The sequence below is a fragment of the Nocardia sp. NBC_00511 genome, assembly GCF_045161165.1.
In the GTDB taxonomy this organism is placed as follows: domain Bacteria; phylum Actinomycetota; class Actinomycetes; order Mycobacteriales; family Mycobacteriaceae; genus Nocardia.
In genome coordinates this window covers 8,049,883-8,072,888 of the sequence record NZ_CP107849.1, presented here as the reverse complement: position 1 = coordinate 8,072,888, position 23,006 = coordinate 8,049,883, and the positions used below count along the sequence as shown (strand labels likewise).

15 protein-coding genes are annotated in these 23,006 nt (G+C 69.1%); 9 read left to right on the top strand and 6 right to left on the bottom strand.

What is annotated here, in order from left to right; translation table 11 throughout:
* Nucleotides 1-27: 27 nt before the first annotated feature.
* Nucleotides 28-2,739 (bottom strand): FHA domain-containing protein, encoded by a 2,712-nt coding sequence (locus tag OG300_RS37360; protein WP_405489336.1) that lies wholly within the window; start codon nt 2,737-2,739, stop codon nt 28-30.
* A 98-nt stretch (nt 2,740-2,837) separates the two neighbouring features.
* Between OG300_RS37360 and OG300_RS37355 the strand changes: the two genes are divergently transcribed.
* The gene (locus tag OG300_RS37355; protein WP_405489334.1) at nt 2,838-4,325 is read left to right on the top strand and encodes a metallopeptidase; all 1,488 of its coding nucleotides are present in this window, start codon (nt 2,838-2,840) and stop codon (nt 4,323-4,325) included.
* A gap of 1 nt (nt 4,326) precedes the next feature.
* Here the strand turns inward: OG300_RS37355 and OG300_RS37350 are convergent, their stop codons facing one another.
* A complete protein-coding gene (locus OG300_RS37350; protein WP_405489332.1) occupies nt 4,327-5,691 on the bottom strand; it encodes an FHA domain-containing protein in 1,365 nt (454 codons plus the stop codon).
* Nucleotides 5,692-5,879: 188 nt separating this feature from the next.
* Between OG300_RS37350 and OG300_RS37345 the strand changes: the two genes are divergently transcribed.
* The 5 genes from OG300_RS37345 (at nt 5,880) to OG300_RS37325 (ending at nt 10,877) form a co-directional block, all read left to right on the top strand.
* Nucleotides 5,880-7,451 (top strand): serine/threonine-protein kinase, encoded by a 1,572-nt coding sequence (locus OG300_RS37345; RefSeq protein ID WP_405489330.1) that lies wholly within the window; start codon nt 5,880-5,882, stop codon nt 7,449-7,451.
* Between the two features lie 38 nt (nt 7,452-7,489).
* A complete protein-coding gene (locus tag OG300_RS37340; RefSeq protein WP_405489328.1) occupies nt 7,490-8,725 on the top strand; it encodes a hypothetical protein in 1,236 nt (411 codons plus the stop codon).
* 21 nt (nt 8,726-8,746) lie between these two features.
* Nucleotides 8,747-9,970: a hypothetical protein gene (locus OG300_RS37335; protein ID WP_405489326.1), complete on the top strand. Its 1,224-nt coding sequence runs from the start codon at nt 8,747-8,749 to the stop codon at nt 9,968-9,970.
* A 227-nt stretch (nt 9,971-10,197) separates the two neighbouring features.
* Nucleotides 10,198-10,527 carry a WXG100 family type VII secretion target gene (locus OG300_RS37330; RefSeq protein WP_405489324.1) on the top strand — a complete coding sequence of 110 codons (330 nt, stop codon included), beginning with the start codon at nt 10,198-10,200 and terminating at the stop codon, nt 10,525-10,527.
* 47 nt (nt 10,528-10,574) lie between these two features.
* The gene (locus OG300_RS37325) at nt 10,575-10,877 is read left to right on the top strand and encodes a WXG100 family type VII secretion target (RefSeq protein ID WP_405489322.1); all 303 of its coding nucleotides are present in this window, start codon (nt 10,575-10,577) and stop codon (nt 10,875-10,877) included.
* 62 nt (nt 10,878-10,939) lie between these two features.
* Here the strand turns inward: OG300_RS37325 and eccCa are convergent, their stop codons facing one another.
* Nucleotides 10,940-14,971: a type VII secretion protein EccCa gene (gene eccCa, locus OG300_RS37320; protein ID WP_405489320.1), complete on the bottom strand. Its 4,032-nt coding sequence runs from the start codon at nt 14,969-14,971 to the stop codon at nt 10,940-10,942.
* Nucleotides 14,972-15,051: 80 nt separating this feature from the next.
* Between eccCa and eccD the strand changes: the two genes are divergently transcribed.
* Nucleotides 15,052-16,512 (top strand): type VII secretion integral membrane protein EccD, encoded by a 1,461-nt coding sequence (gene eccD, locus OG300_RS37315; protein ID WP_405489318.1) that lies wholly within the window; start codon nt 15,052-15,054, stop codon nt 16,510-16,512.
* Nucleotides 16,513-16,640: 128 nt separating this feature from the next.
* Nucleotides 16,641-17,990, top strand: a complete 1,350-nt coding sequence (mycP, locus tag OG300_RS37310; RefSeq protein WP_405489316.1) for a type VII secretion-associated serine protease mycosin — start codon at nt 16,641-16,643, stop codon at nt 17,988-17,990.
* A gap of 6 nt (nt 17,991-17,996) precedes the next feature.
* On the opposite strand, the gene eccB is transcribed toward mycP, so the two are convergent.
* Nucleotides 17,997-19,487 (bottom strand): type VII secretion protein EccB, encoded by a 1,491-nt coding sequence (gene eccB, locus OG300_RS37305; RefSeq protein ID WP_405489314.1) that lies wholly within the window; start codon nt 19,485-19,487, stop codon nt 17,997-17,999.
* Nucleotides 19,488-19,599: 112 nt separating this feature from the next.
* On the opposite strand from eccB, the gene eccE reads away from it, so the two are divergent.
* Nucleotides 19,600-21,261 carry a type VII secretion protein EccE gene (eccE, locus tag OG300_RS37300; protein ID WP_405489312.1) on the top strand — a complete coding sequence of 554 codons (1,662 nt, stop codon included), beginning with the start codon at nt 19,600-19,602 and terminating at the stop codon, nt 21,259-21,261.
* Nucleotides 21,262-21,276: 15 nt separating this feature from the next.
* On the opposite strand, the gene OG300_RS37295 is transcribed toward eccE, so the two are convergent.
* Nucleotides 21,277-21,837, bottom strand: a complete 561-nt coding sequence (locus OG300_RS37295; RefSeq protein WP_405489310.1) for an NADPH-dependent FMN reductase — start codon at nt 21,835-21,837, stop codon at nt 21,277-21,279.
* A 38-nt stretch (nt 21,838-21,875) separates the two neighbouring features.
* Nucleotides 21,876-22,991 carry an NAD-dependent epimerase/dehydratase family protein gene (locus tag OG300_RS37290; RefSeq protein WP_405498820.1) on the bottom strand — a complete coding sequence of 372 codons (1,116 nt, stop codon included), beginning with the start codon at nt 22,989-22,991 and terminating at the stop codon, nt 21,876-21,878.
* Nucleotides 22,992-23,006: the final 15 nt, after the last annotated feature.

The following is a 23,006-nucleotide window of genomic DNA, read 5'->3' as shown; positions in this document are numbered from 1 at the left end:
TGCCCGGCGGGAGGCTGTTTTCGCGGTTCACGCCACCGACTTCTTCAAGCGCAGTCGAGACCAGGTGAACAGCGCGAGCAGTGCCGCGATGACCAACAGGATCGAAGCGTCCAGCGACCAGATCGGCACGGTGTGCTGCCACAGCGTGTCCGGCTGCGCGCTCGGCGAGAGGTTGCGCAGATCGACCGTCGACGCTCCGGCGGCGAAACCCCAGCGGGCCGGGAACAGCCAGGAAATCTGGTCCAGCACAATGCGATTGGTCACCGGGATCATGCCACCCGCCATCACCAGCTGCGCCATGATGACCACCACCAGCAGCGGCATCACCTGCTCGTTGGATCTGGCCAGCGAGGACAGCGCCAGGCCCAGCACCACGCAGCTGATCGCGGTCAGCGCCACGTCGAGGTACAGCTCGGCGCTGCCGGTCGGGATCACCGACCCCTTGGACGGCCCCTTGCGCACGGCCAGCACGATCCCGACCATCACCGCCGACTGCAGCAGGGCCGCGAGGCTGAAGATGACGATCTTCGACATCAGGTATGAGCCGGAACGCAATCCGACGGCTCGCTCCCGGAAGTAGATGGCCCGCTCCCCGACCAGATCGCGCACGCTGAGCGTGGCGCCCATGAAGCAGGCGCCCAGGATCAGCACCACCAGCAGCTGCTGGGCCTCACCGCCGCCCGCCCGCACGAAGCTGCCGTCGGCGGTCTGCACGAATCCGGCGGGCTGGAATCCGCCCTTGCCGGGCACCACCAGCGACAGCCCGCCGAGCACGAACGGCAGGATGAGCAGGAACGACAGATAGCCGCGGTCGGCGAAGATCAGCCGTAGCTGCCGTCTGGACAGCGTCGAGAACTGTTTGAGCGGACTGGATTTGGGCGCCTTGGCGCGTTCCACCGGTTGCACCGGCGCGGGTGGCTCGGTGAAGGCTTGGCGGGAGCGGAAATTCGCGAAGGCGCGGTCGGGATCGGCTGCCACCCGACCGAAGATCTCGGCCCAGTCGCTGGTCCCCATCACCTGCGCGACGGTGCCGGGATGTCCGCAGAAAGCGGTCTTGCCGCCGGGCGCGAGCAGCAGCACCTGGTCGCACATGTCCAGGCAGGCAACGGAATGCGTGACCACGATGACGGTGCGCCCGGCGTCGGCCAGTTCCCGCAGCATGGTCATGACCTGCCGGTCCAGCGCCGGATCCAGGCCGGAGGTGGGCTCGTCGAGGATCAGCAGCGACGGACCGGTGAGCAGCTCCATGGCGACCGAGGCGCGTTTGCGCTGACCGCCGGACAGGCGGTCCACCCGGGTGTCGGCGTGCTGGGTGAGCGAAAGCTCCTCCAGCACTTCGGTGATCACCTGTTTGCGGTCGGTCTTGCTGGTGTCGGGCGGCAGCCGCAGCTGGGCGGCGAAGTTGAGCGCCTGCTTGACGGTCAGCTGCCGGTGCAGCACGTCGTCCTGCGGCACCATGCCGATGCGGGAGCGCAGCGCCTCGTATTCGGCGTGCAGGTTGCGGCCCTCGAAGGTGACCACGCCCGCGGACGGATGCGTGGTTCCCGCAATGAGTTTCGACAATGTCGACTTGCCCGCGCCGGAGGGTCCGATCAGCGCGGTCAGCGAGCCGCGCCCGGCCTGCATGTTGACGTCGACCAGCAGCTGCTTGTTGCCCTCGACGGTGAAGCTGACACCGTGCACGTGCAGGCCCTGTTCGGCGACCGGCCGCTGCCGGTGCACGAGGGTGCCCTCCTGCACCACGAAGTCGATGTTGCCGATGGTGACGATGTCGCGTTCGCGCAGGATGGTGCGCTGTTCGCGGCGGCCGTTGACGAAGGTGCCGTTGGCCGAGTTCAGGTCCTCGAGGGCGAGACCCTCGCGATCGGGGACCAGGCGCGCGTGCCTGCGCGAGGCCATCGGATCGTTGACCACGATCTCGTTGTCGCTGGTGCGGCCGATGTTCAGGCCGCTGCGCGGGATCCGGTCGGCGCGGGCGATGGCGGCGGTGGCGGCGCGGGCCCGGACCGGCGGCAGCAGGGAGCTGTCGGCCTTGAAGGTCATGTTGATCGGGTCGATCGCACCGCTGGCGGGGGCGGCGGGCACCTGCGGCTGCGCGGCGGACTGCGGCACCTGCGGCTGCGGGGTCGACGGCGGGCGCTGCGCGGGCGGCTGCCACGACGGCTGCGGCTGTCCCCCGGCGTTGGGCCGGTTCGGCCACTGCGGCTGCACCTGCGGATTGGGCCGGGACTGTTGGGGATTGGGCCGCGGCTGATTGACGGGCGGCTGATTGACCGGCGGCCGCTGCTGATACGGCGGCTGTCCGCCCTGCTGCTGTCCCCCCTGCGGCTGCCCGACCTGAGGTTGCGGCCGCGAGGGCGGCCGGTTCTGCGGCATGTTCGAGCGCAGCGGTGGGGTGTGCTGCGCCGGTGCGGCGCTCGCACCCCGCGTCTGCGGCGTCAGATGCAGCAGCGGTCCGCTGATGGCGTCACCGAGGCGGACCTGGGTGGGCCGGTTGATGACAATGGGCGAGTTGACCCGCCGCGCATCGACGAAAACACCGTTGGTGCTGCCGTTGTCGGTGAGCATCCAGGCCCCGGCCTCGTATTCGAGCGTCGCGTGCACCCGGGACACCAGGGGGCTGTCGACGAACAGCGTCACCTCCGGGGCCCGCCCCATGGTGATCTGCTGGCTCGCGTCGAAGACTCGATCGGTTCCATCATGACGCACGATGATTTGCTGCGCCCCCGGTGAAGACATGCCCGGATAATATGCGAAGCCCCGGGGTACGGCGTTGCGCTCATTGGCCTTGCGCCCGATACCGGAATAGAGAACCGGTCGGCCTGCGAGGAGTGGACGTGGCGAGACGCCAGGGGGAGGCGGTGCGCGGACGCCGGTCCGTGCGGGTGCGGCGGGCACTTGTCGTTTTCGGGGTGCTCGGCATCGCGGTGGCGCTCTTGGCCGGTTGTACATTCACTGTTCACGGTCACGCGGTGTCCATCTACGACGACCCGTTCAAGGTGGCCGGTCTGCCGACCACGAGCGGACCGAGCGGCCCGCGCACGGGTGTCCCGGATTCGTCGCTGACCGCGCAGAACTCCGACGGCGGCGACATCGATCACCTGGTGCTCAACGCCCTCGACGATATCCAGACCTATTGGCGCGGTGAGTATCCGCTCGAGTTCAGCGGCCAGTTCACCCCGGTCGACAAGTTCATCTCCTGGAGCGCGAAGGCTCCCCGTTCGCAGTCCGCGCAATTCTGCAGTCAGACCAGTTACCGGCTCGTCAACGCCGCCTACTGCCGCCTCGACGGTTCGATCGGCTGGGACCGCACCGTGCTGCTGCCCGCGGTGGTCGAGGAGTTCGGGAAGATGTCGGTGGTGATGGTGCTGGCCCACGAGTACGGGCACGCCATCCAGGAGATGTCGAAGATCGTGAGCGGCAAGACGCCGACCCTGGTCAAGGAGCAGCAGGCCGACTGTTTCGCGGGCGCGTTCATCCGGAATGTGGCCGAGGGCAAGGCGAAACACTTCACCATCAACACCTCCGACGGGTTGAACGCGGTGCTGGCGGCCACGGTCGCCTTCCGCGACGCCGATCCCGACAACCCGGACAGCGTGCACGGTTCGGCCTTCGAGCGGGTGACGGCCGTGCAGATCGGCTTCACCGACGGCCCCAAGGGCTGCAAGGCCATCAACCAGACCGAGATCGACCACCGGCGCGGCAATCTGCCGCAGACCCTCGGAAACGATTCAACGCACGGCGAATCCGAGGTGACCCAGGCCAATCTGGTGGAGCTGACCAAGGCGATGGCCGCGATCATGCCGATCCGGAGCGAACCGAAATACGGTTACGACACCGCGAAGCTGAACTGCCGCAACGGCGCCGACACCGCACCCGTCACCTACTGCCCGGCCACCAACCTGATCGGCACCGACGTGACCGCGCTGCACGATCGCGGCGTCTCCAACGCCGATGACCAGGATGGCCTGCCCGCCAACGTGACCGGTGACTTCACCGCCTACATCGTGTTCATCTCGCGCTACACGCTGGCCGTGCAGCACGCCGCCGGGGAGGCGCTCACCGGCGCGAAGACCGGACTGCGCGCGGCCTGCCTGTCCGGGGTGATCAGCGCGAAACTGGCCGATCCCAACCGGGACAAGTCGCAGGGCGACATCACCCTGTCGGCGGGCGATCTGGACGAGGCGGTCTCGGGACTGCTCACCGACGGACTGGCGGCCAGTGACACCGACGGAAAGACGGTGCCCAGCGGATTCTCCCGGGTCGATGCCTTCCGGGCGGGCGTGCTGGGTGACCAGACCACCTGCAGCGCACGGTATTCCTGAGTCAGCCGAACGGCGGCGGCGCGACCGGATCCAGGCGCAGCACCCGGTTGCCGAGCATGATCTCGGTGCCGGGGATCAGGGTCATCGCCTGATTCGGTTGCAGCCGAACCCAATCGCGATAGCCGGGCATCCGGACCCGGGTGCCGTTGGTGGAGCCGCGATCGACGAGGGTGACGTCCCAGTTCAGCAGCCGGAGTTCGGCGTGCGCGCGGGACATGCCGCCGGAGTTGTCGTCGACGCGCAGCGGCACCAGGCCCCCGCTCGCCGCGTCGCTGTGTTCGGGATCGCGCCCGATCAGGGCGTCGGCGGCCAGCATGTAGGTCATGCCGTCGTCGAGCACCAGCATGCCCAGCGGCGGCCGGATCACCTCGGCGATCTGCTGGGTCTGATCGACCGGCATCCCGCACACCGTGCAGAAGGCCGCGCGCGGATCGGTGGGATGCGCACGCGCGCACTTGAATCCGAGCACCTTGACGGTGAGCGCGGTGGCGCGGGCGGTGGCCTCGAGCCGTCGTTGCAGGTCCGGATCGGGGCGGGGCGCGGGATTGGTGCCGCCGGTCCCGTTCATCTCGGTCGGCGCCTGGTGCAGGTTCGCGGGGCTCGGTTCGATGGTGTCGGTGATCGGGTCCGGGGCGGCCGGAGACAATTCCGATTCGAGTTCGAGCGGCAGGCGATTCGAGGTGCGGGTGGGAATCAGGTTGGGGTCCATCGGAATCGGGTCCTCGTCGCGCTCGGCGTCGAAGGCCGCGGTCGGCGGGGGCGGCACCGCGGGCCACTCGGGCTCCGGGACCGGCAGCGGCCGGACCGCGCGCGGGTCCGGTAGCAGCGGCACCGTGCGGCCCTCGAACCACACGACGGCGCCGGTGGCGGGGGCGACTCCCGCGATGAGCGAACCGATTCCGCGTTCCGGTAGCTCGGGCGGACGCCGTCTGCTCTCGTCGATGAACAGGGCCGCGGCGCGGGCGGGATGCTCGGCGACCCGGTCGACGGTGAAGGCCGCGTCGCTGCCCCGGTAGTACTCGAGCTCCGATCCGGCCAGCACCGCGGTCACCGAACCGTGCAGGAAGATGGCGAGCCCGCCGGTGTCGGCGGCCGACAGGATGCCGAATTCGACCGGTTCGCCGGGTGAGATGCGCGCGGCGTCCCGCATCAGCCAGCGGGTGACCTTCCGGGCGACCAGTCGGCCCGGCCCCTCGGGCGCCTGCTCGGTGGCCTCGAGCACCAGCTCACCGAGCGCGTCGGCGGCGCGAGCGGCCCGCGAATCCAGGTCCGGCAGCCCGCGCTCGCGATGCGCGACCAGGATGACCGCGCCCGCCACCCTGCTCAGCACATGGGTGCCCGCGACCACCTCGACCTGCCGATCCATCAAGGGAACCGGCCCCCGAGGATCGCACGACGCGGGTTGTTCAGCACAGGCACCAGATTACGTGTCCACGGTGACCGGGCTCCGCGGCCACCGTTCTCACCACCGTGTTCGAGCCCGGCCGCCGCCGTGAGGGTCCAGTAAGCTGCGTTCTCGCACGACCCGACAAGAGCATCCAGGAGTTCGTTTCAATGGCGATGAGTCCGGGAACGGTTGTCGGCGGGTACCGCATCGAGCGGGTGCTGGGGGCGGGCGGCATGGGGACCGTGTATCTCGCGAAGCATCCGAAGCTGCCGCGCATGGACGCGCTCAAGGTGCTCTCCGCCGAGATGACCGGCAACGAGGAGTTCCGCGGCCGCTTCGAGCGCGAGGCCAATGTCGTTGCGGGCATGGATCATCCGAACATCGTGTCGGTGCACAATCGCGGTGAGGAGAGCGGGCGGCTGTGGATCGCCATGCAGTACGTCGAGGGCACCGACGCCTCGGCCGAACTCAAGCGCGATCCGAGCGCCATGACCCCGATGCGGGCGCTGTCGATCGTCACCCAGATCGGCCGCGGCCTGGACTACGCGCACCGGCGCGGGCTGCTGCACCGCGATGTGAAGCCCGCCAACTTCCTGCTCTCCAGCGTGGACGGTGAGGACGAGCGCGCGCTGCTCGCGGATTTCGGGGTCGCGAAGTCCGCCGAGGACACCGTCGAGCTGACCCAGACCGGCAGTTTCGTCGCCACCATCGCCTACGCGCCGCCGGAGCAGCTCTCGGGGCAGCCGCTGGATCACCGCGCCGACATCTACTCGCTGGGCTGCGCCTTCTTCAAGCTGCTGACCGGCCGGAACCCTTATCCCGCAACGCAACCGGCGCTGGTGATGATGGGTCACCTGCACGAGCCGCCGCCGCGCGCGACGGAGGTGAACCCGCAGTTGCCCGACCGGCTGGACCACGTGTTCGCGGTCGTGATGGCCAAGCACCCGGCCGAGCGCTACGGCTCGTGCCGGGAATTCACCGAGGCGGCCATGGCCGCACTGGTTCCCGGCTTCCACCCGATGTCCACCATCACCTCCCCCACCTACCCGCTCCAGGTGGCCGCCCCCGCCCTCCAGTCGGCGGCGGCCGAAACCGTCAGGGGCAAAGCAGTTTCCACGGTCGCGACGCCGCCCACGAAGCAGCGGACGCGGCTGTATCTGGGCCTCGGCGCGGCGGCGGTGGCGGCGGCACTGGCGGTCGGGGTCGGAATCGTGCTCAGCAGCGGCAGCGGCAGCCCCGGTGCCCCGGTGAGCGCGACGAATCAGGCGACCGTGAGCGCGGCCGCCGGTTCCGGTCTGAGCCCGATCGACCAAGCCCGCAAGGACAATCCCGCGTTCCAGGGCAAGACGGTCACCATGGTCGACGTGACCGGGGCCCAGTTCAACACCAAATACAGCATCTATCTGGCGGGGACGCCGCAGGCGAAGTTCCTCGAGAGTCTCGGCTTCGTCTACAACAGCGCCTATCAGCCGCAGGGCGACGAGTCCTCGCCGCGGGTGGCCGATTCCTACGGGGCACTGACCGTGCCCGACAACTCCTATATCGTGGCGGTCCGCAGCGACGAGAAGGCCGGTGGCGGTGGGCTTCTCGGCCTGCCCAGCGAGATCACCAGCTCACGGGCCATCGTGATCCCGCTCGACGACGCGACGGCGGTGGCCGCGGTCCGCAACTGGACCGCGGACTCGGGTCAGACCCTGGTCGGCAAATTGGTCCCGATCCTGCACAGCCGGATCAAGTAGGGTTTGCCCGGTTCGATCATTTCCGGGAGGGGGAAATCATGGGCAGCAAGTCGCGCGCGGCCCTGTCCGCGATGATCGCGTTCGCGCTGGCGGCCACCGCGGCGTGCGGCTCCGATCAGGCCGCCCCCGCACCGCCCACCGAGCCGGTGATCGACCTGACCAAGCTGGACACCGGCAATCTCGACACCAAGCCCAAGGACTACGGCAATGCCGTCAATCTGGACCAGGCGCGGGCGCTGGAGGCCGAACGACTGGCGGACTATCTGCCGCTGCCCTCCGAGATCGAGCCGGAGGTGAAATACGCGGCGAATCCCTGGAATTCGGGGGTGCGGCCGTTCATCGATTTCGGCTCGGCCGCCATGAAGCAGCGTATGGACGCCGACGCTGGCCCGATGAACAGCGCCGCCAAGGGATTCGTCTCGGGCTTCCTGATCGCCGGGATCTCCGACGCGCAACGACTACTCGGCTATGAGCTCGAGAACGTCGTCATGATCTTCACCGACGAGAAGTCGGCGGCGGATGCCGCACCCGCGCTCGGCCAGATCGATATGACCGCCATGCCCGGCGGCCATCAGGTGTCGATCGACAACTACCCGTCGGCCTTCGCCTACGTTCAGGACGACGACACCCATTTCAATCTGGGCGCACTCCAATCCTGGTACGCCACCGGCAGATTCGTCGTCTACACCCGGGTTATCGACAATGTGATGGGCGAGCTGAAGACCCGCGATCTGCCCAAGCTGGTGTCGCATGTGCAGCACAGCATCGAGGCGATCGGGCCGGCGGTGGCGAAGTTCCCCGGCACGCCGCAGGATCAGCTGATCAACCTGCCGATCGATCCCGATCACCTGATGAACCGGGCGTTGTACACGGTCGTGGACGACCCGAACGAGGCGGGCATTCCCGGCGTCTACGACCGCCACGGCGCCTTGCAGCTCGACCAGGGTGCGGACGAGGCGGCGCTGTTCGACCGTGCCGGTGTGGACCGCGTGGCGTGGAAGGGCACCTTCCTCTACCGCGCCCGGGACGCGGCCGGCGCGCAGGCCATCGTCGACGATCACAGCCGCGTCACCCGCATCTACCGGCCCGCCGACTCGCCCGCGGGTCTGCCGAACGCGGTGTGCCGCAAGTACACCGGCCCCAATGTCGGCGCCATTCCCTACTACTGCTTCGTCCGTCACGACCGCTATGCCGCCGAGGTCTCGGCCGCCCAGCTGCTGGACGCACAGCAGCGCATCTCCGCGCAGTACGCCCTGCTGGTCAACGCTCACTGACGAAGTGCCGAGGGGACTCCGATGCTTTCACGACGAATTCGCTGGGCCGCCCTGGTCATCGCGACGGCCACGGCGACCGCCTGCGGCGCGCACGTCGAGGGCACCGCACGCCCGGGCGAGATCGATGTCCGCACAATGGATATCGGCAACTACTCGACCGACCCGCTGGAATTGCGCTTCCAGTTCTCCCCCGATTTCACCTACGGCCTGATCCTGGCCGAGCAGCGGCTCGGCGGCCAGGTCGCGACCGGACCGGAGATCGATTCCCGGCTGCGCTACGGCAATGGCACGCGGTCGTTCTCGACTTCGACGGACGCCGCCCACGCCCTCGCCGACGCCACCGCACCGGTGCTGGACGCCGACGGCCTGCTGTTCGGGTTCGCCTCCGCCACTTCGGAATTGAACCCGGACGACAAGACCCGGCAGCCGGACGCGGGCGCGCAGGCCAAGGTGGTGGTCATGCAGTTCGCCGACGAGGCGGCCGCGACCAAGGCCGCCGCCGACCTGGAGGCCGCCGACTTCAAGGTGGCCGCCGATATCAATCAACCGGTCTCGCTACCGAAATATTCTGCCGCCCACACCCATTGGCGGCCGGGGATCGCGACGGCCGGTTCTTTCCTGGCGCACGGCGCGTATGTCCTGCACACCATGGCCGGGCTGAAGGACGCCGACCTCGGGCAGCTGACGGATCTGCTCCAGAAGATCTACGACGCCCAGCTGCCGCTGCTCGATCAACTGAAACCCCTGGACCGCGAAGGCATTCTGCGGCTGCCGAACGATCCGGACGGCATGCTGCGGCAGACCCTCAACCCCGACGGCTTCGGTCTGCCCGACAACGACACCCAGATCACCTCCACCGCACGCGGATTCCTGCATCGGGTCGCCGATCAGGCGCACTGGGAGAAGGTGATGTCGGATGCCGGAGTCGATCGCTTCTCGCTGAGCGGGTTCGACTTCGACGGCCCGTCCATGGTGTTCCGGGCCCGGGATCCGCGGTCGGCGCGCGCCCTCGCCTCGACGATCCTGGATCCCGCCTACCCGGGCGCGGCGGAGGCCCCGGCACAGGTTCCGGATGTCGTCTGCGGCGAGTCACCTCCCCTGGGCGACGGCCTCAGCGAGAAGAAGCGCTACCGCTGCGCGGTCACCTACCGCCGATTCGTGGCGACGGTGGACTCCGATCAGATCACCGACGTCCATCAGCGCGCGGCCGCGCAGTACGCGCTACTGGCGAACAGCACCTGGTAGCCACCGGGGTGCCGGTCGGTATGGCCGTTATCGGCCTCCGGTACGCCACCCGTGTGACCTTCCTCTCGAGTGCAGGTTGTCACCCCACGGCAGTACCCACTGGTCAGAGGTACCGATCCTTGGATAGTGTGCTGACGAATAGCTGTCACCGGGGTGGAACCGCAGGACCGGAACCTACGTCTAATCACAGCGAACAGGTCGTCCGCCCGCGAACGAAAGGAGGCACCGTGGCCGGTGCATTCGAAGCCAGTAATGAACTCATTCAGGCCAAGGCCCAGGAGTTCCAGAAGACCCACGACATGCTGATGCACGCCATCGCCGATCTGAAGCGCGATGAGGACAGCATGGTCGCCGGCTCCAATTGGCGCGGCGGCGCGGCGGACGCCTTCAACGCGTTCATGCAGCGCTACTACTTCCAGGCCGACAAGCTCAACGACAAGTTGATGCACACCTCCGAGACCTTGATCAAGGTCGGCTCGAACTACGAGGACCACGACCGCGACTACGCGTCCAAGGTCAACCAGCAGGTCTCCAGCCTCGACCTGCCCGCGGTCTGACCGCCCCCTCGAGCCCTCTCTTCCGACCCTTGGCAAAGGAATTCACCATGGCAGCAATCGACGGCCAGATCATCTCCGCCCAGTTCGAGGGCGTCGCCGACGGCGCGAACTCGATCCTCCGGCGCGCGGAGGTCATCCGCGACCAGCTCGAGGCCTTCCACCGCAATGTGGAGGAGTTCGTGCAGAACAACTGGAAGGGTGACGCCAACGACGCGTTCGCCGACCTCCAGCGCATGTGGAACCAGCACGTGCTCCAGCTCAACACCACCCTCAACGGCGCGGCCACCCTGGTCCGTACCGGCAACGCCGAACTCCAGGCCAAGGACACCGCCCTCGCGGGTCTGTTCTGAGCACTGACGTTTCGAGCGAGCGGGCCCCGACACAATTTGTGTCGGGGCCCGCTTCCGTCCGCTCAAGCTTCCGAGGATGGCATCCAATCCGTTTGGATGAGTTCCTCTCCCGCGCGGGTGCCATAGGTACCGCGGCCAGGGGGCATCAGCGCGGGGCGGGTGTTGCCGAACAGGACGCCCTCGTCGCGGCTGCAACTCATGATCAGGGACGCCGAGTTGAGTTCCTTGAGGCGGTTGAGGGTGGCCTCGTACATGGCGCGGCCCGCGCCGCCGGAGCGGCGGGCGATGATCAGATGGAAGCCGAGGTCGCGGGCGTGGGCCAGGTGGTCGACCAGGGCGTGCAGCGGATTGCCGCTGGAGTTGGCGATCAGGTCGTAGTCGTCGACGATCACGTACAGCTCGGGGCCCGACCACCAGGAGCGGTCCTTGAGCTGCTGCGGGGTGACGTCGGGGCCGGGCATGCGCTTGGTGACGTAGGCCGCCAGGTCGGTCATGTTCTGGGTGAATTGCGGTGCGGTGGTGCCGTATCCGGCGAGGTAGCCCGCCGGGACGGTGCCGAGCATGGTGCGGCGGTAGTCGCCCATGATGATCCGCGCCTGATCCGGGGTATTCGCCGCGCAGATCGACTGCACGAGGGTGCGCAGCAGATTGGTCTTGCCGCATTCCGAATCGCCGATCACCACGAAGTGCTGACTGGTGGCCAGGTCCAGATAGACCGGGGCCAGCTGGGATTCGTTGATGCCCAGGGGGAATCGCAGGCAGGCGCGCGAACGGTCCACCGCCGCAGGCCAATCCCCCGCCATCCGCAGCAGGTCCGCGCGCGGCAACCGGTCGGGCAGCATCCGCACCGCCGGTGCCGGACTGCCCGGCGTGAACTGCGCGATGGCCGAAACTGCCTGTCCCACACCTATTCCCAGCGTAGATGGATCCGAATCGCCGTCGACGCGAGGCAGCGCGGTGAGCATGTGCAGTCCGTCGGCGGTCATGCCGCGTCCGGGTCGGCCCATCGGCACCAGCGCCGCGAACTTGCGACCCAGATCGGAGTCCATCGGATCGCCGAGCCGCAGTTCGACGCGGGTACCGATCTGATCTTTGAGCGCGGGTCGCGCCTCGGCCCACCGGTTGAGCGAGATCACCACGTGCACACCGTAGGAGAGGCCCTGCACCGCGAGGTTCATCACGGTCTGCTCGAGCAGTTCGAACTCCTGCCGGAAGATGCCGTACCCGTCGATCACCAGGAACACGTCCCCGAACGGATCCTCGCGCACCCCCGTCGCGGTGTTCCCGGCACCGGATTCGGCGGCCCGCAGCCGCCGGAACTCGGCCATGGATTCCACGCCGAGTCGTCGGAAGCTGGCTTCGCGGCGGCGCACGATGCCCACCATCTCGGCGACGGTGCGCCGCACCTTGTCCTCTTCCATCCGCCCGGCGACCGCGCCCACGTGCGGCAGTCCTTCCAGGCCGACCATGGTGCCGCCGCCGAAGTCCAGGCAGTAGAACTGCACCTGTTCTGCGGTGTGCGCCAACGACATCGCCATCACCAGTGATCGCAGCGCGGTCGACTTTCCGGACTGCGGGCCGCCGACCACGGCCGCGTTGCCGCGCGAGCCGGACAGGTCGACGATCATCGGGTCGCGCCGCTGATCGTAGGGCCGGTCGACGATGCCGATGGGCGCGCGCAGGGTGGCGACGGCGTTCCAATCGCCGGTGAGCACCGATCGGGGCAGCAGCTCGTCCAGAGTCGGGGCGGCCCCCAGGGGCGGCAGCCAGATCTCGTGCGCGGGGCGGCCCTGTCCCCGGACCCGCGACACCAGCATCTGGAGGTTGGAGATCTGGTCCGCGTCGGCCGCCGCCTCGACCAGTTCCGGCTGCGTGGGCAGTGGAATCCGGTCGGCGGCACGGAAATCCACGTGTCCGGCGGTGAACGGCCGGGCGGCGACGTCGATATCCCCGGAGCGGGTGTCGGCGGCGGCGTCCCGGTGCGCTCCGACGCCCACATAGGGTCCCGAGACGTAGGAGGCCTGGAAGCGCTGGATCTCACCGGAATCGGATTTGAGATAGCCACCGCCGGGGTTGCCGGGCAGGTTGTAGGCGTCGGGTACTCCGAGCACCTGCCGGGATTCGTTGGCGGAGAAGGTCTTCAGGCCGATCCGGTAGGAGAGGTGACTCTCCAGCCCCTTGAGCCTGCCCTCTTCGAGCCGCTGCGAGGCCAGCAGCAGGTGCACGTGCAGCGACCGCCCCAGGCGACCGATCCCGGTGAACAGGTCCGCGAAATCCGGGTGCTGGGAGAGCAATTCGGAGAATTCGTCGAGCACCACGAACAGTGCGGGCATCGGGTCCAGGTCGGCTCCGGCGGCGCGGGCCTTCTCGTATTCGGAGACATTGGCGAAGTTTCCGGCGGCGCGCAGCACCTCCTGGCGGCGGTTCATCTCACCGGCGAGGGCGTCGCGCATGCGAGCCACCAGGTCGGCTTCCTCCTCGAGGTTGGTGATGATGGCCGCGACGTGCGCGACACCCTCCAACCCGAGGAAGGTCGCGCCGCCCTTGAAGTCGACGAGCACGAAGTTGAGCTGATCGGGGGAATGCGTGGCGATCAGCGAAAGCACCAGTGTCCGAAGAAATTCCGACTTGCCGGAACCCGTCGCGCCGATGCACAGCCCGTGCGGCCCCATGCCGCCCTCGGCCGCCTCCTTGATGTCGAGCACCACCGGCAACCCGTCGGTGCCGACGCCGAAGGGCACCCGCAACCGTTCCCGGCCGTAGCGCGGTTTCCAGGCGGTCTCGGGGGTGAACACGCCGATATCGCCCAGCCCCAGCAGCTGTGACCAGCTGGAGATGACCTCGCCCTCGTCACCCGTGGTCTCGGCCGCGCGCTGGACGGCGGCCCGGTACGGGGCCAGCCGTCGCGCCGCCTGTTCGGCCTCGCGGGCGCTGATCCGGTCGATGACGGCGAAGCGTTCCATGCCGCCGCCGGGTCCGCGCCCGGCGCACTCCCCTTTCTCGACCACCATCTGAATGCCGCGGGATGCGGCCAGCCGTGGCGCGTACCCGCACAGGTCGACGACGGTGATGCCCTCGAACCCGTTCTCCCGCAACGGATCTTCCTCGGCTTCGAGCAGGCCCCCGTCGACCACGAGCACGATCTGCACCAGATTCGGATCGGGTGGCTGGTTGCGCGAGTATCGAACCCGGTTGTGCAGCAGCGGATGCAGATCGGCGTGCGCGTCGCGGATGGAGCCGTACACCATGCGCCGGGTGCCGACGCCGTCCTGCGAGTCCGGATGCTGGCTGTGCGGCAGCCATTTCGTCCATTCCCATTCCCGCGCGGTGTCGGGACCGCAGACTACGGCGATCAGCACCTGGTCGGGGGCCTGGAACATGGCCAGCTGCAACAGCATCGCGCGGGTCATCTCGCGAGCCTGGGCGCGGTCGCCGGTGAGCTGGACGCTGGCGAAGCCCTTCACCGCGAGCGCGGTCGGCAGATCCGGGACGGTCGAGTGGGTGCGCACGAAGCGGCGCAGCGAGACCGCGGCGATGGGTTCGAGTTCCTCGACCGGCCCAGTTTCCGGGGCGACCAGTCTCGTAGCAAGTCTTTGGCTACCGAGCCCGATGCGGGCGTGGCAGAAGTCCTTGTCCCCCGGCCGCCGCTCCCACATTCGGGTCGTCCCGGCCAGCATCCAGACCAACCCCGGCTCGGGATGACTCCACTGGACCGCCGCCCGCTGCTGCCCGGCGGTCTCCTCGACATCGCGGCGCACCTGATCCAGATAGCGCAGATAGTCCTTGCGGTCCTCGTTCGCCTCGGCCGCCTTCTGTCCCTTGCCGCCCTGCCCCGCATACATCCCGACCATGGAGAACACCATCATCATCGGGAACATCAGGCTCATCGGATTGGTGGCGATGCCACTGCCCGAGGTGAACATGAGCACGACCATGCCGAGCATGCCGGCGGCCATCACCACCGGCATCAGCTTGGTGACCAGGTTGGCCGGGACCGCCCGCGGGATCTCCGGCGGCGGCTGCAGGGTGACCTCGCCGCCCGGCGAGCGCGGCACCTCCCGGCGTGGACGCCGCTGGAAACGTACGGTGCTCATCGCGTGGTGATCCCCGATCGGAGGCGTGGAATTCGAGGCTCAGTGTACGGGTGGCTATCACCATGTCGTACAGTGCGGGCGTGGCGCACCCGCGTACCGACCCCCTCGACGAACTGCGCGGCACCGTCCGCGCGCCGGACCTGGCGCGAGTCACCATTCTGGCCAAGCACACCCAGGTCGACATGGCCATTCCCGTCGATGTGCCGGTCGCGCTGATCATTCCGAGCGTGGTCGACATGGTGGCGCAGCACAATCGCGCCAACGACTTCGACCAGGACGGCGAACACTTCGAACCGCACGAGTGGGTGCTGGCCCGGATCGGGCAGCCGCCGTTCTCCAATTCGCTGAGCCTGGCCGAGCAGGGCGTGCGCGACGGCGAACTGCTGATGCTGGAGAGCGCCGAGCACATCGCGCCCGCGCCGCTGTTCGACGACATCATGTACAACGTCGCCATCGCCGACGCCGACCACTTCCGGGGCTGGACGCCGCGCACCGCCCGCCTCACCGGTTCCGCGCTGGCCGTGGCCGTCATGCTGGCGGGCTGCTTCGGTCTGCTGGCCGCCCCGGACGCGGTGCCCGGCTGGGTGACCGGCACGGTGGCGACCTTCGTGACGCTGCTGCTGGTCACCGCCGCCATGGTGCTGGCCCGCATGTACCACGACAACGCCAGCGCGCTGGTCCTCGGCGGCTGCTCGCTGCCGACCGCGTTCAGCGCGGGCATGCTGTTCGTCCCGGACCACTACGGCTGGGCGAATGTCCTGCTGGGCGCGGTATTGACCGGCGCGACAGCGGTTTTGGCGTGGCGGGTGAGCGGTGTCGGCCTGGGCCTGTTCATCGGCGCGACCACGCTGGCGGTCTGCGCCGTTCCGGCCGCCCTGGTCGGACTGCTCACCGAGGTGCCCGCCAAGGCCATCGGCGGTGGCGCGGCGGCCCTCGGCCTGGCCGGATTGTCGCTGGCCCCAAGGATTTCCATGCTGCTGGCCAAGCTGCCGCTACCCCCGGTTCCGGCCCCCGGCACCCCCATCGACCCGACCGAGGACGATCCCGACGACCACCGCGCGCTGCCCACCCTGGAGGCGCTGCGCACCAAATCCGAACGCGCCCGGGAATATCTGGCCGGGCTGGTCGCCGCCACCACCCTGGTCGCCGTCACCGGAGCCGTCACCGCCACCGATCCGACCTCACACGGAATCTATTGGCCCGGCGTAGCTCTGGCCCTGGTGTGCGCCGTCGTCCTGATGTTCCGCAGCCGCACCTACGCGGGCGCGGAGCAGGCGGTCGTCCTGATCACCGGGGGCACTGCCATCGTGCTGCTGATCCTGGTCGGCGCGGCCCTCACCCAACGCCAGCCCCTCACCGTATTCGGCGTGGCCATTGCACTTTTCGCGGCAACCCTGGTCCTGGGCATCATCGTCCCCCGCCAGCAGGCCACCCCGCCCATGCGCCGCGCGGTCGAACTCCTCGAATACGCCTTCGTCGCCGCCGTTGTCCCCCTGGCCTTCTGGGTGACGGGCCTCTACTCCCTCGTCCGCGCACTGTGATCGTGGGCCGCGATGGCCACCACCGATCATCGGGCGGTAGGAGGTCGACGACACGGAGATCAGCAGCCACGCGGGGGTTGCGAACGGTAGCCGCGATATCAACCCTGGCCCTAGGTGTTTCGTTCGGAGTGGGGGCCGGTTCCGGCGATGCCCTGGCGGATCGCCCGCCGCCGATCGATCCCGGAATGCTGCCCGCCGGTGGTCCGGCGACGCCGCCGACGGAGACCGAGCATCCGGCCAATTCGCCGTGCATCAGCACCCAGTCCGGTGGTGCGGGCCCGACCATTCCGGTCACACAGCGCACCCTCGATCTGCCGGATGCGTGGCGATTCTCCAAGGGCGCCGGGCAATTGGTGGCGGTCATCGACACCGGGGTGTCGCCACATCCCAGGCTGCCCGGGTTGATCGCCGGTGGCGACTATGTCGCGGCGGGCGGCGACGGCACCGAGGACTGCGATGCGCACGGCACCATCGTGGCGGGGCTGATCGCCGCCAGTGAGCAACCGGGACAGGGCTTTTCGGGAGTGGCTCCCGAGGCGCGGGTGATGACGATTCGCCAGACCAGTGCGCTCTATCAGGCCAAGGGCGCGGGCCGGGACAAGGGCCCCGACGATATGCCCGACGGGTACGGCAAGATCTCGGCGCTGGGTTCGGCGGTGCGGCGGGCGGCCGACGCGGGCGCGCGGGTCATCAATATCTCCCTGGTCGCCTGTCCCACCAGCGAACCCGAGACCGCGGACATGGGCGCGCTGGGGGCGGCGGTGCGCTACGCGGCGGTCGAGAAGGACGCCGTCATCGTGGCCTCGTCGGGAAACACCGACAGCTGCAAGACCAGCAATCCCGGCATCGATCCGCTGCATCCGAACGCGGATCTCTGGGATCACGTCAGCTCGTATGTGGTTCCGGCGTGGTGGGACGACTATGTGCTGTCGGTCGGTTCGGTGGACGCTTTCGGTCAGCCGTCGAAGTTCACGGTGCCCGGTCCCTGGGTGGGCGTGGCCGCGCCGGGCGAGAACGTCATCTCGCTGGATCCGCGGTCGCCGGGTCTCACCACGGCGAAGTTCACCAACCAGGGACAGGTACAGGCCTACAGCGGAACGAGTTTCGCGGCTCCGCAGGTATCCGGTGTGGCGGCGCTGGTGCGCTCGCGGTACCCGGACATGCGCGCCGACGAGGTGATCAAGCGCATCGAGGCGACCGCGCACGCGCCCGGTGAGGGCTGGAATCCCTATATCGGTTACGGCACAGTCGATCCGGTGGCCGCACTCACCGCGCAGATCCCGCCGCAACTGCCGTCCAAGCATCCCGACGGCCCCCGCGATCAGCAGCTGCCGGTGCCGAAACCCGCTGTGGCCCCGAATCATACGGCCCGAAACGTCGCCCTGATCGGTACCGGGATCGTCGCCCTGCTGCTGGTGCTCGGCTTCCTGGCGTCGTTCCCGCTGCGCCGCCGCTTCGGCATCCACGACGACGACTGACCGGGCTCAATTCGCTCCGGGCCCCTGGGTTTTCACCGGATCCTTGGCCGGATTCGGATCGGGTGCGACACCGTCGTGCGCGACCATCGCGGCCTCGCGGCTGAGGGTGGGCCCCGGTGCGAGCAGGCCGACGATGGGCCAGGGGGCCGGTTCCGGGCGCACCTTCTCCGGGTCCATGCCCAGGGCCTTGGCGGCATCGAGGTTCTTGATCCCGAATCGAACCCCGTAGTCGGAGACGAAGAACAGGCTGTCGTGGCGCTGACTGTCGGGTTCGATCCCGGTCGATTGCAGGTACGCGCCCGCGCCCGGCGTCATGTAGAAGCTGTCGACGTTCGGCCCGCTGCCGTCCGCCTGCGCGAGCGGAACCAGTTTGGCCCGATCGGGAATCGGCACCGCGTGCCCCGTGAGCACCGACAGTTCGGCGTGTTTGCTGCCGTCGCTGGTGTCGGCGGAGTTGAGCGGCCTCCAGGACAGGCAGTCGACGGGCTGGTCCTTGCCGTCCACGAGTTCGGGTGCGCGGCCGGGGTATCGGGACACCTGCAAGGCCGAGGAGACGGGTGCGCCGGTGCGATCGGCCTGCGCGATGTGGTCGTCGGCGGCCGTGGAGCGGTAGGTGTTGCGGATGATGTCGGCGGTCAGCTCCGAGACCGGTTGCAGCCCGTCGGGCAGCACCACATAGGACTTGCCATCGGTGCGCACCTGCACCACATCCCCGATGCGGTGGTCGCCGAGTGGGTAAGCCGGTGCGGCACCGGCGTTCTCGATGTGCGGCGGCACGATGGGCAGCACCTCCGGGATGGCGTCCAGCAGGCCCTCGCTGATGGGTCGCGGTGTGCTGCCGCCCAATTCGAGGGCGTCGACGACCGCGCGGTCGTTCAGGTCGATCTGCGCGCGTTCGTTGTCGTAGACGAGGAAGGTGTGGTCGCGGCCCTGCACCAGCAGCGCCTTGCCCCCTGCCATCGCGGACGCCTTGTCGGACAGGGTGAGATCCCCGGCCAGTACGGCGGTGGTGAGGTTGCGGCTGCCGTCGTTGGACAGCACATCGCAGACGGTCCAGGTGCGGCCGTCGCCACCGGCGGCGAAGTTCAGCGAGGTGGGTGCGCCCGGAATGCCGATCAGCTGCCCGCGCGGTTTCTTGGCCAGCTCGGATTCCTTGACGGTGGCGGGTTTGGCGGCGTCGCCCGCGGCCAGCCGGGCCGAGGCCAGGTTGAGCGCGGGGTGCACGACGTTGTCGAGGACCACGTACACCGCGCCGGTGTCCTTGCCGATGAGGATCTTGCTGGACCCGATCTTGTCCTGCGGTCGCAGCAGAGCCAATACTCCGCAACCCGCCAGCGCGACGCAGGCGAGGATGAGTCCGGCGGCGAACGCGCGGGACTGGGAACGCATCGGGTCGTGCAGCATTCGCACATCCCTGCGCACCAGGGCGTGCTCCATGCGACGGACGAGGAAGCGGTAGCCGCTCACCTGCCATCGGGTCGTGGGTTTCGAAGGCATCCAAGTCCCCGGACGGTCGTTGCTTTCGCCGAACACAGTACAGTTACCTGGACCTTCATTCGCACTCGGCCACCGAGCGGGGCCGGGACCGGCCAGTCGGGGGACCACGACGATGAGCGATTCCGGCAGCGCGGCGGAGCCTTTCGCGATGGCCGCCGGGCAGCCGCTGCCGGGCCGGATCTCGTTCGCGAATCTGGTGTGGGCACAGCTTTCCGGACTGGTCGCCCTGCTGCTCGGCATACGGTGCGGACTGCCCTGGTGGGGCGGTCTGATCCTCGGCGTAGTGGTCGGTCTACTTCTACTGCTACCGCTGGGCAAACGGACCGTGGCCGACTGGATCGGCACCCGCGGCCGCTTCCGCACCCGCCGCCGCCGACCGGCCGCCGAGATCATCGACTTCCCCGGACCCGACGGCCGCTCGCTCGGTCTGTACCGCGACGGCAGCCGGGTGGTCGCGGTGGTCGAAGCGCTGGCGCCCAAGGGCGGACTGACCCGGCTGGGCCGCGCCACCGTGCACTCCACCCACCTGCTGCCGCTGCCCGAACTCGCGAAACGCCTGAGCCAGCACGACATTCTGCTGTCCGGCATCGACATCGTCTCGCACGGCTACCGCAGCCGTTCCGGCACACCCGCCGGAGCCATCTACGAATCCCTGCTCGGCCCGCTGCCCGCCACGGCGCATCGCACCGTCTGGCTGGCCATCGCCTTCGATCCGCTCACCTGCCCCGACGCCGCGAATCGGCGGGGCGGCGGCCTGGACGGGGCCTGCCGCGCCGTCACCGTCGCCACCGGCCGCATCGTGCGCACCCTCGAGGACGCCGGGTGCGCCGCGCGAGTGCTCACCGCACCCGAGATCAAGAAGGCCGCCCTCCAGGTGACGGCCGGGGTCGATCCGGGTGAGCTCACCCAGCGCTGGCGCTACGCCGAACTCGGCAACGGCGTGAACATCGGTGCCGCAGTCGATCCCGGCGAACTGGAGTCCGATCGGCTCGCCGGACTGTGGGTTCCCGCCTCCCGCGGCACCACCGTCACCGTGCGACTGCGCCCCGGCCGCACCGCCGACACCGTGCGCATCGGCGCGGCCTGGCGGCTCACCACCCGTGAGCTCCCCGTGGAATCCGTTCAGCGGCACATGATCTCGATGAACGGCCGCCACCGCGAGAGCCTGCTCGCCCATCTGCCGTTCGCCGTCCCCGGCCTGGACGGCACCGTCCCCACCGAGGTCCGCTCTCTGGACGCCATCGCCGCCCTGCACCTACCGTCCGCGGGCTGCGGCCAACTGCTCGGCTCCGACGACGACGGCAGCGGCGTCGCCATCCGCCTTGTCGGCCAAGGCATTTCCACCGTCTACGTGGCCGGCGAACTGTACCTGGCCCAGCAGCTCATCTTCCGCGCCCTGGCCGTCGGCGAACGCGTCCTGATCCGCACCGACCGCCCCCATGCCTGGCACCAGCTGATCACCACCATCGGCAACCCCGAACGCCTCACCCTCGCCGCCGAAACCCACGAATCCGACACCGATTTCACCGCCACCGTCGTCGACGGCGTCCTCGCCCCCGCCCCCCACGCGGGCATCACCACCCTCTACCTCACCGGCGACCCCATGGGCTGGCCCGCCGCCCGCCCCGACCTCTCGATCCACCAACCCAACGCCGTAGGCAACCGAATCACCCTGCGCACCGGCATCACCCAGGTAGACCTCACCCTCGTTTCGATCCCCCGCGAAGCCACCTATATCGGCCAACCCCGAGCCGCCCACGCCCTGGCCCAGTGATCGCGAACCGCCGCCTCAGCCCGGGTATGGGTCGGCGGCGCGGCCAGTGTGCAGAGCTGTTGCCCACCAGGCGAGTTGGCGCAGGAGGCGTTCGGCGGCGTCGATGGCGGCGCCGTCCTGGGTTTCCCCCGCGGCGTCGAATTTGCGTTTGGCTTCGTGGAAGCTGACAGTCTCGCGGATGGAGACCATATGGATCTCCGCGACCACTTGGCGGAGTTGTTCGACGGCGCGCAGGCCGCCGGAGAGGCCGCCGTAGCTCACGAAACCGATGGGCTTGCCGCGCCATTCGCGCTTCGCGCTGTCGAAGGCGGTCTTCAGCGAGGCGGGGTAGCCGTGGTTGTATTCCGAGGTGATCGCGACGAAAGCGTCTGCGGCGGCGATCCTTTCCTGAAATGCCGTCACCGTCGGGTTCTCGGTCAGGTCCACCGGCAGCGGGGTGTCGATGAGGTCGATGACGCCCACGTCGAAGGCGTCGGCCGCGCGTGCTCGCTTCAGGAACCAGTCCGCCACCACCGGCGCGAACCGCTTCGGGCGCACGCTTCCGACGATGACCTCGAGCCGCAGCGGGGTGTCCATGCCGCGAGCCTATCGGCCGGGCGGCCCGATTCCACGTCTCATCGAGCGTCCCGGCTCGCCGCGTAGTCGGCCAGGCCCTGCGCCGGTGCGATGCGCGCGCTGAAGTCCAGCGCGTGGCGGGCACGCTCGGGATGCGCGACGACGTGGCGGATGTCGGTGATCCGGTATTGGCCGGTCACCAGCGGGGACGGGCCGTCGACGGCCTTCGCCATGGTGGAGGCGACCTCCCATAGCGTGAGCGGGCGACCCGAGGCGATATTGAGCGGCACGAAACCGTTCAGCGACCGCTCGACGGCCGCGACCGTCGCCAGCGCCGCATCGCGGACATGCGTGAAATCCCGCATCTGCCCGCCGTCTTCGAAGACGCGCGGTGGTCGGCCCGCCCGCAGTTCGGCCCGGAAGCGTGCCGCCACACCGGTTTCCGCCGAATGCACCCGCCTGCCGTCCGCGACCGGATCGCCGTAGAGGTAGTGGTAGCGCAGCACCGCCGCACTCGCCGCGTTGTTCGCCACCCAGGCCAGCGCGTAGTGCTCCTGCGCGACTTTGCTTGCCGCATAGGCACTTCGGGGGCGCAGCGGCGCATCCTCCGCCATCGGCTCCCAGGTCAGCACCTCACCCGAGCGCGGCGCACGGTGATCGAAAAGCCCGCGGTCCAGGTCGCCGCGCCGCCGCAGCCCGGGATAGAACGGCCCGCCGCCACGACTCCGATAACGCCCCTCGCCGTAGACCGCGACCGAGGAGCCGAGCACCAGTCGAGGCACGCCCGCCCGCTCCATCGCCGCCAGCAGGGTCGCCGTGCCGACATCGTTGTGTGCCGCGTACAGGGCCGCCGCTCGGGTGCCCTCCGGCCCGGCCCGCTCGCTCCCGGCCCGAGCGGCGGCGGGACCCCGAACGCAGGGCCCGGCCCCGTGCGCGGACTCGTCACGGCGTGCCCGCGGCGTCCCCTCCGGTTCGGTCCGAGCCGCACCAACCGCCGCACCGGACGAATCCCGGTGCGCGGCATCGGGCAATACTCCACCGGACCGATCGACCGCGTCCGGGTTGCCGTCGGACGACTCACCATCGGCGAGCGGCCCACCGTCGCGACCGGAAATCTCCTGCCCCGCACTGTGATCCACGACAGGCGCGTGAAACGGGTCGCGCTGACGCGGCATCGGCTCCCGCGGACG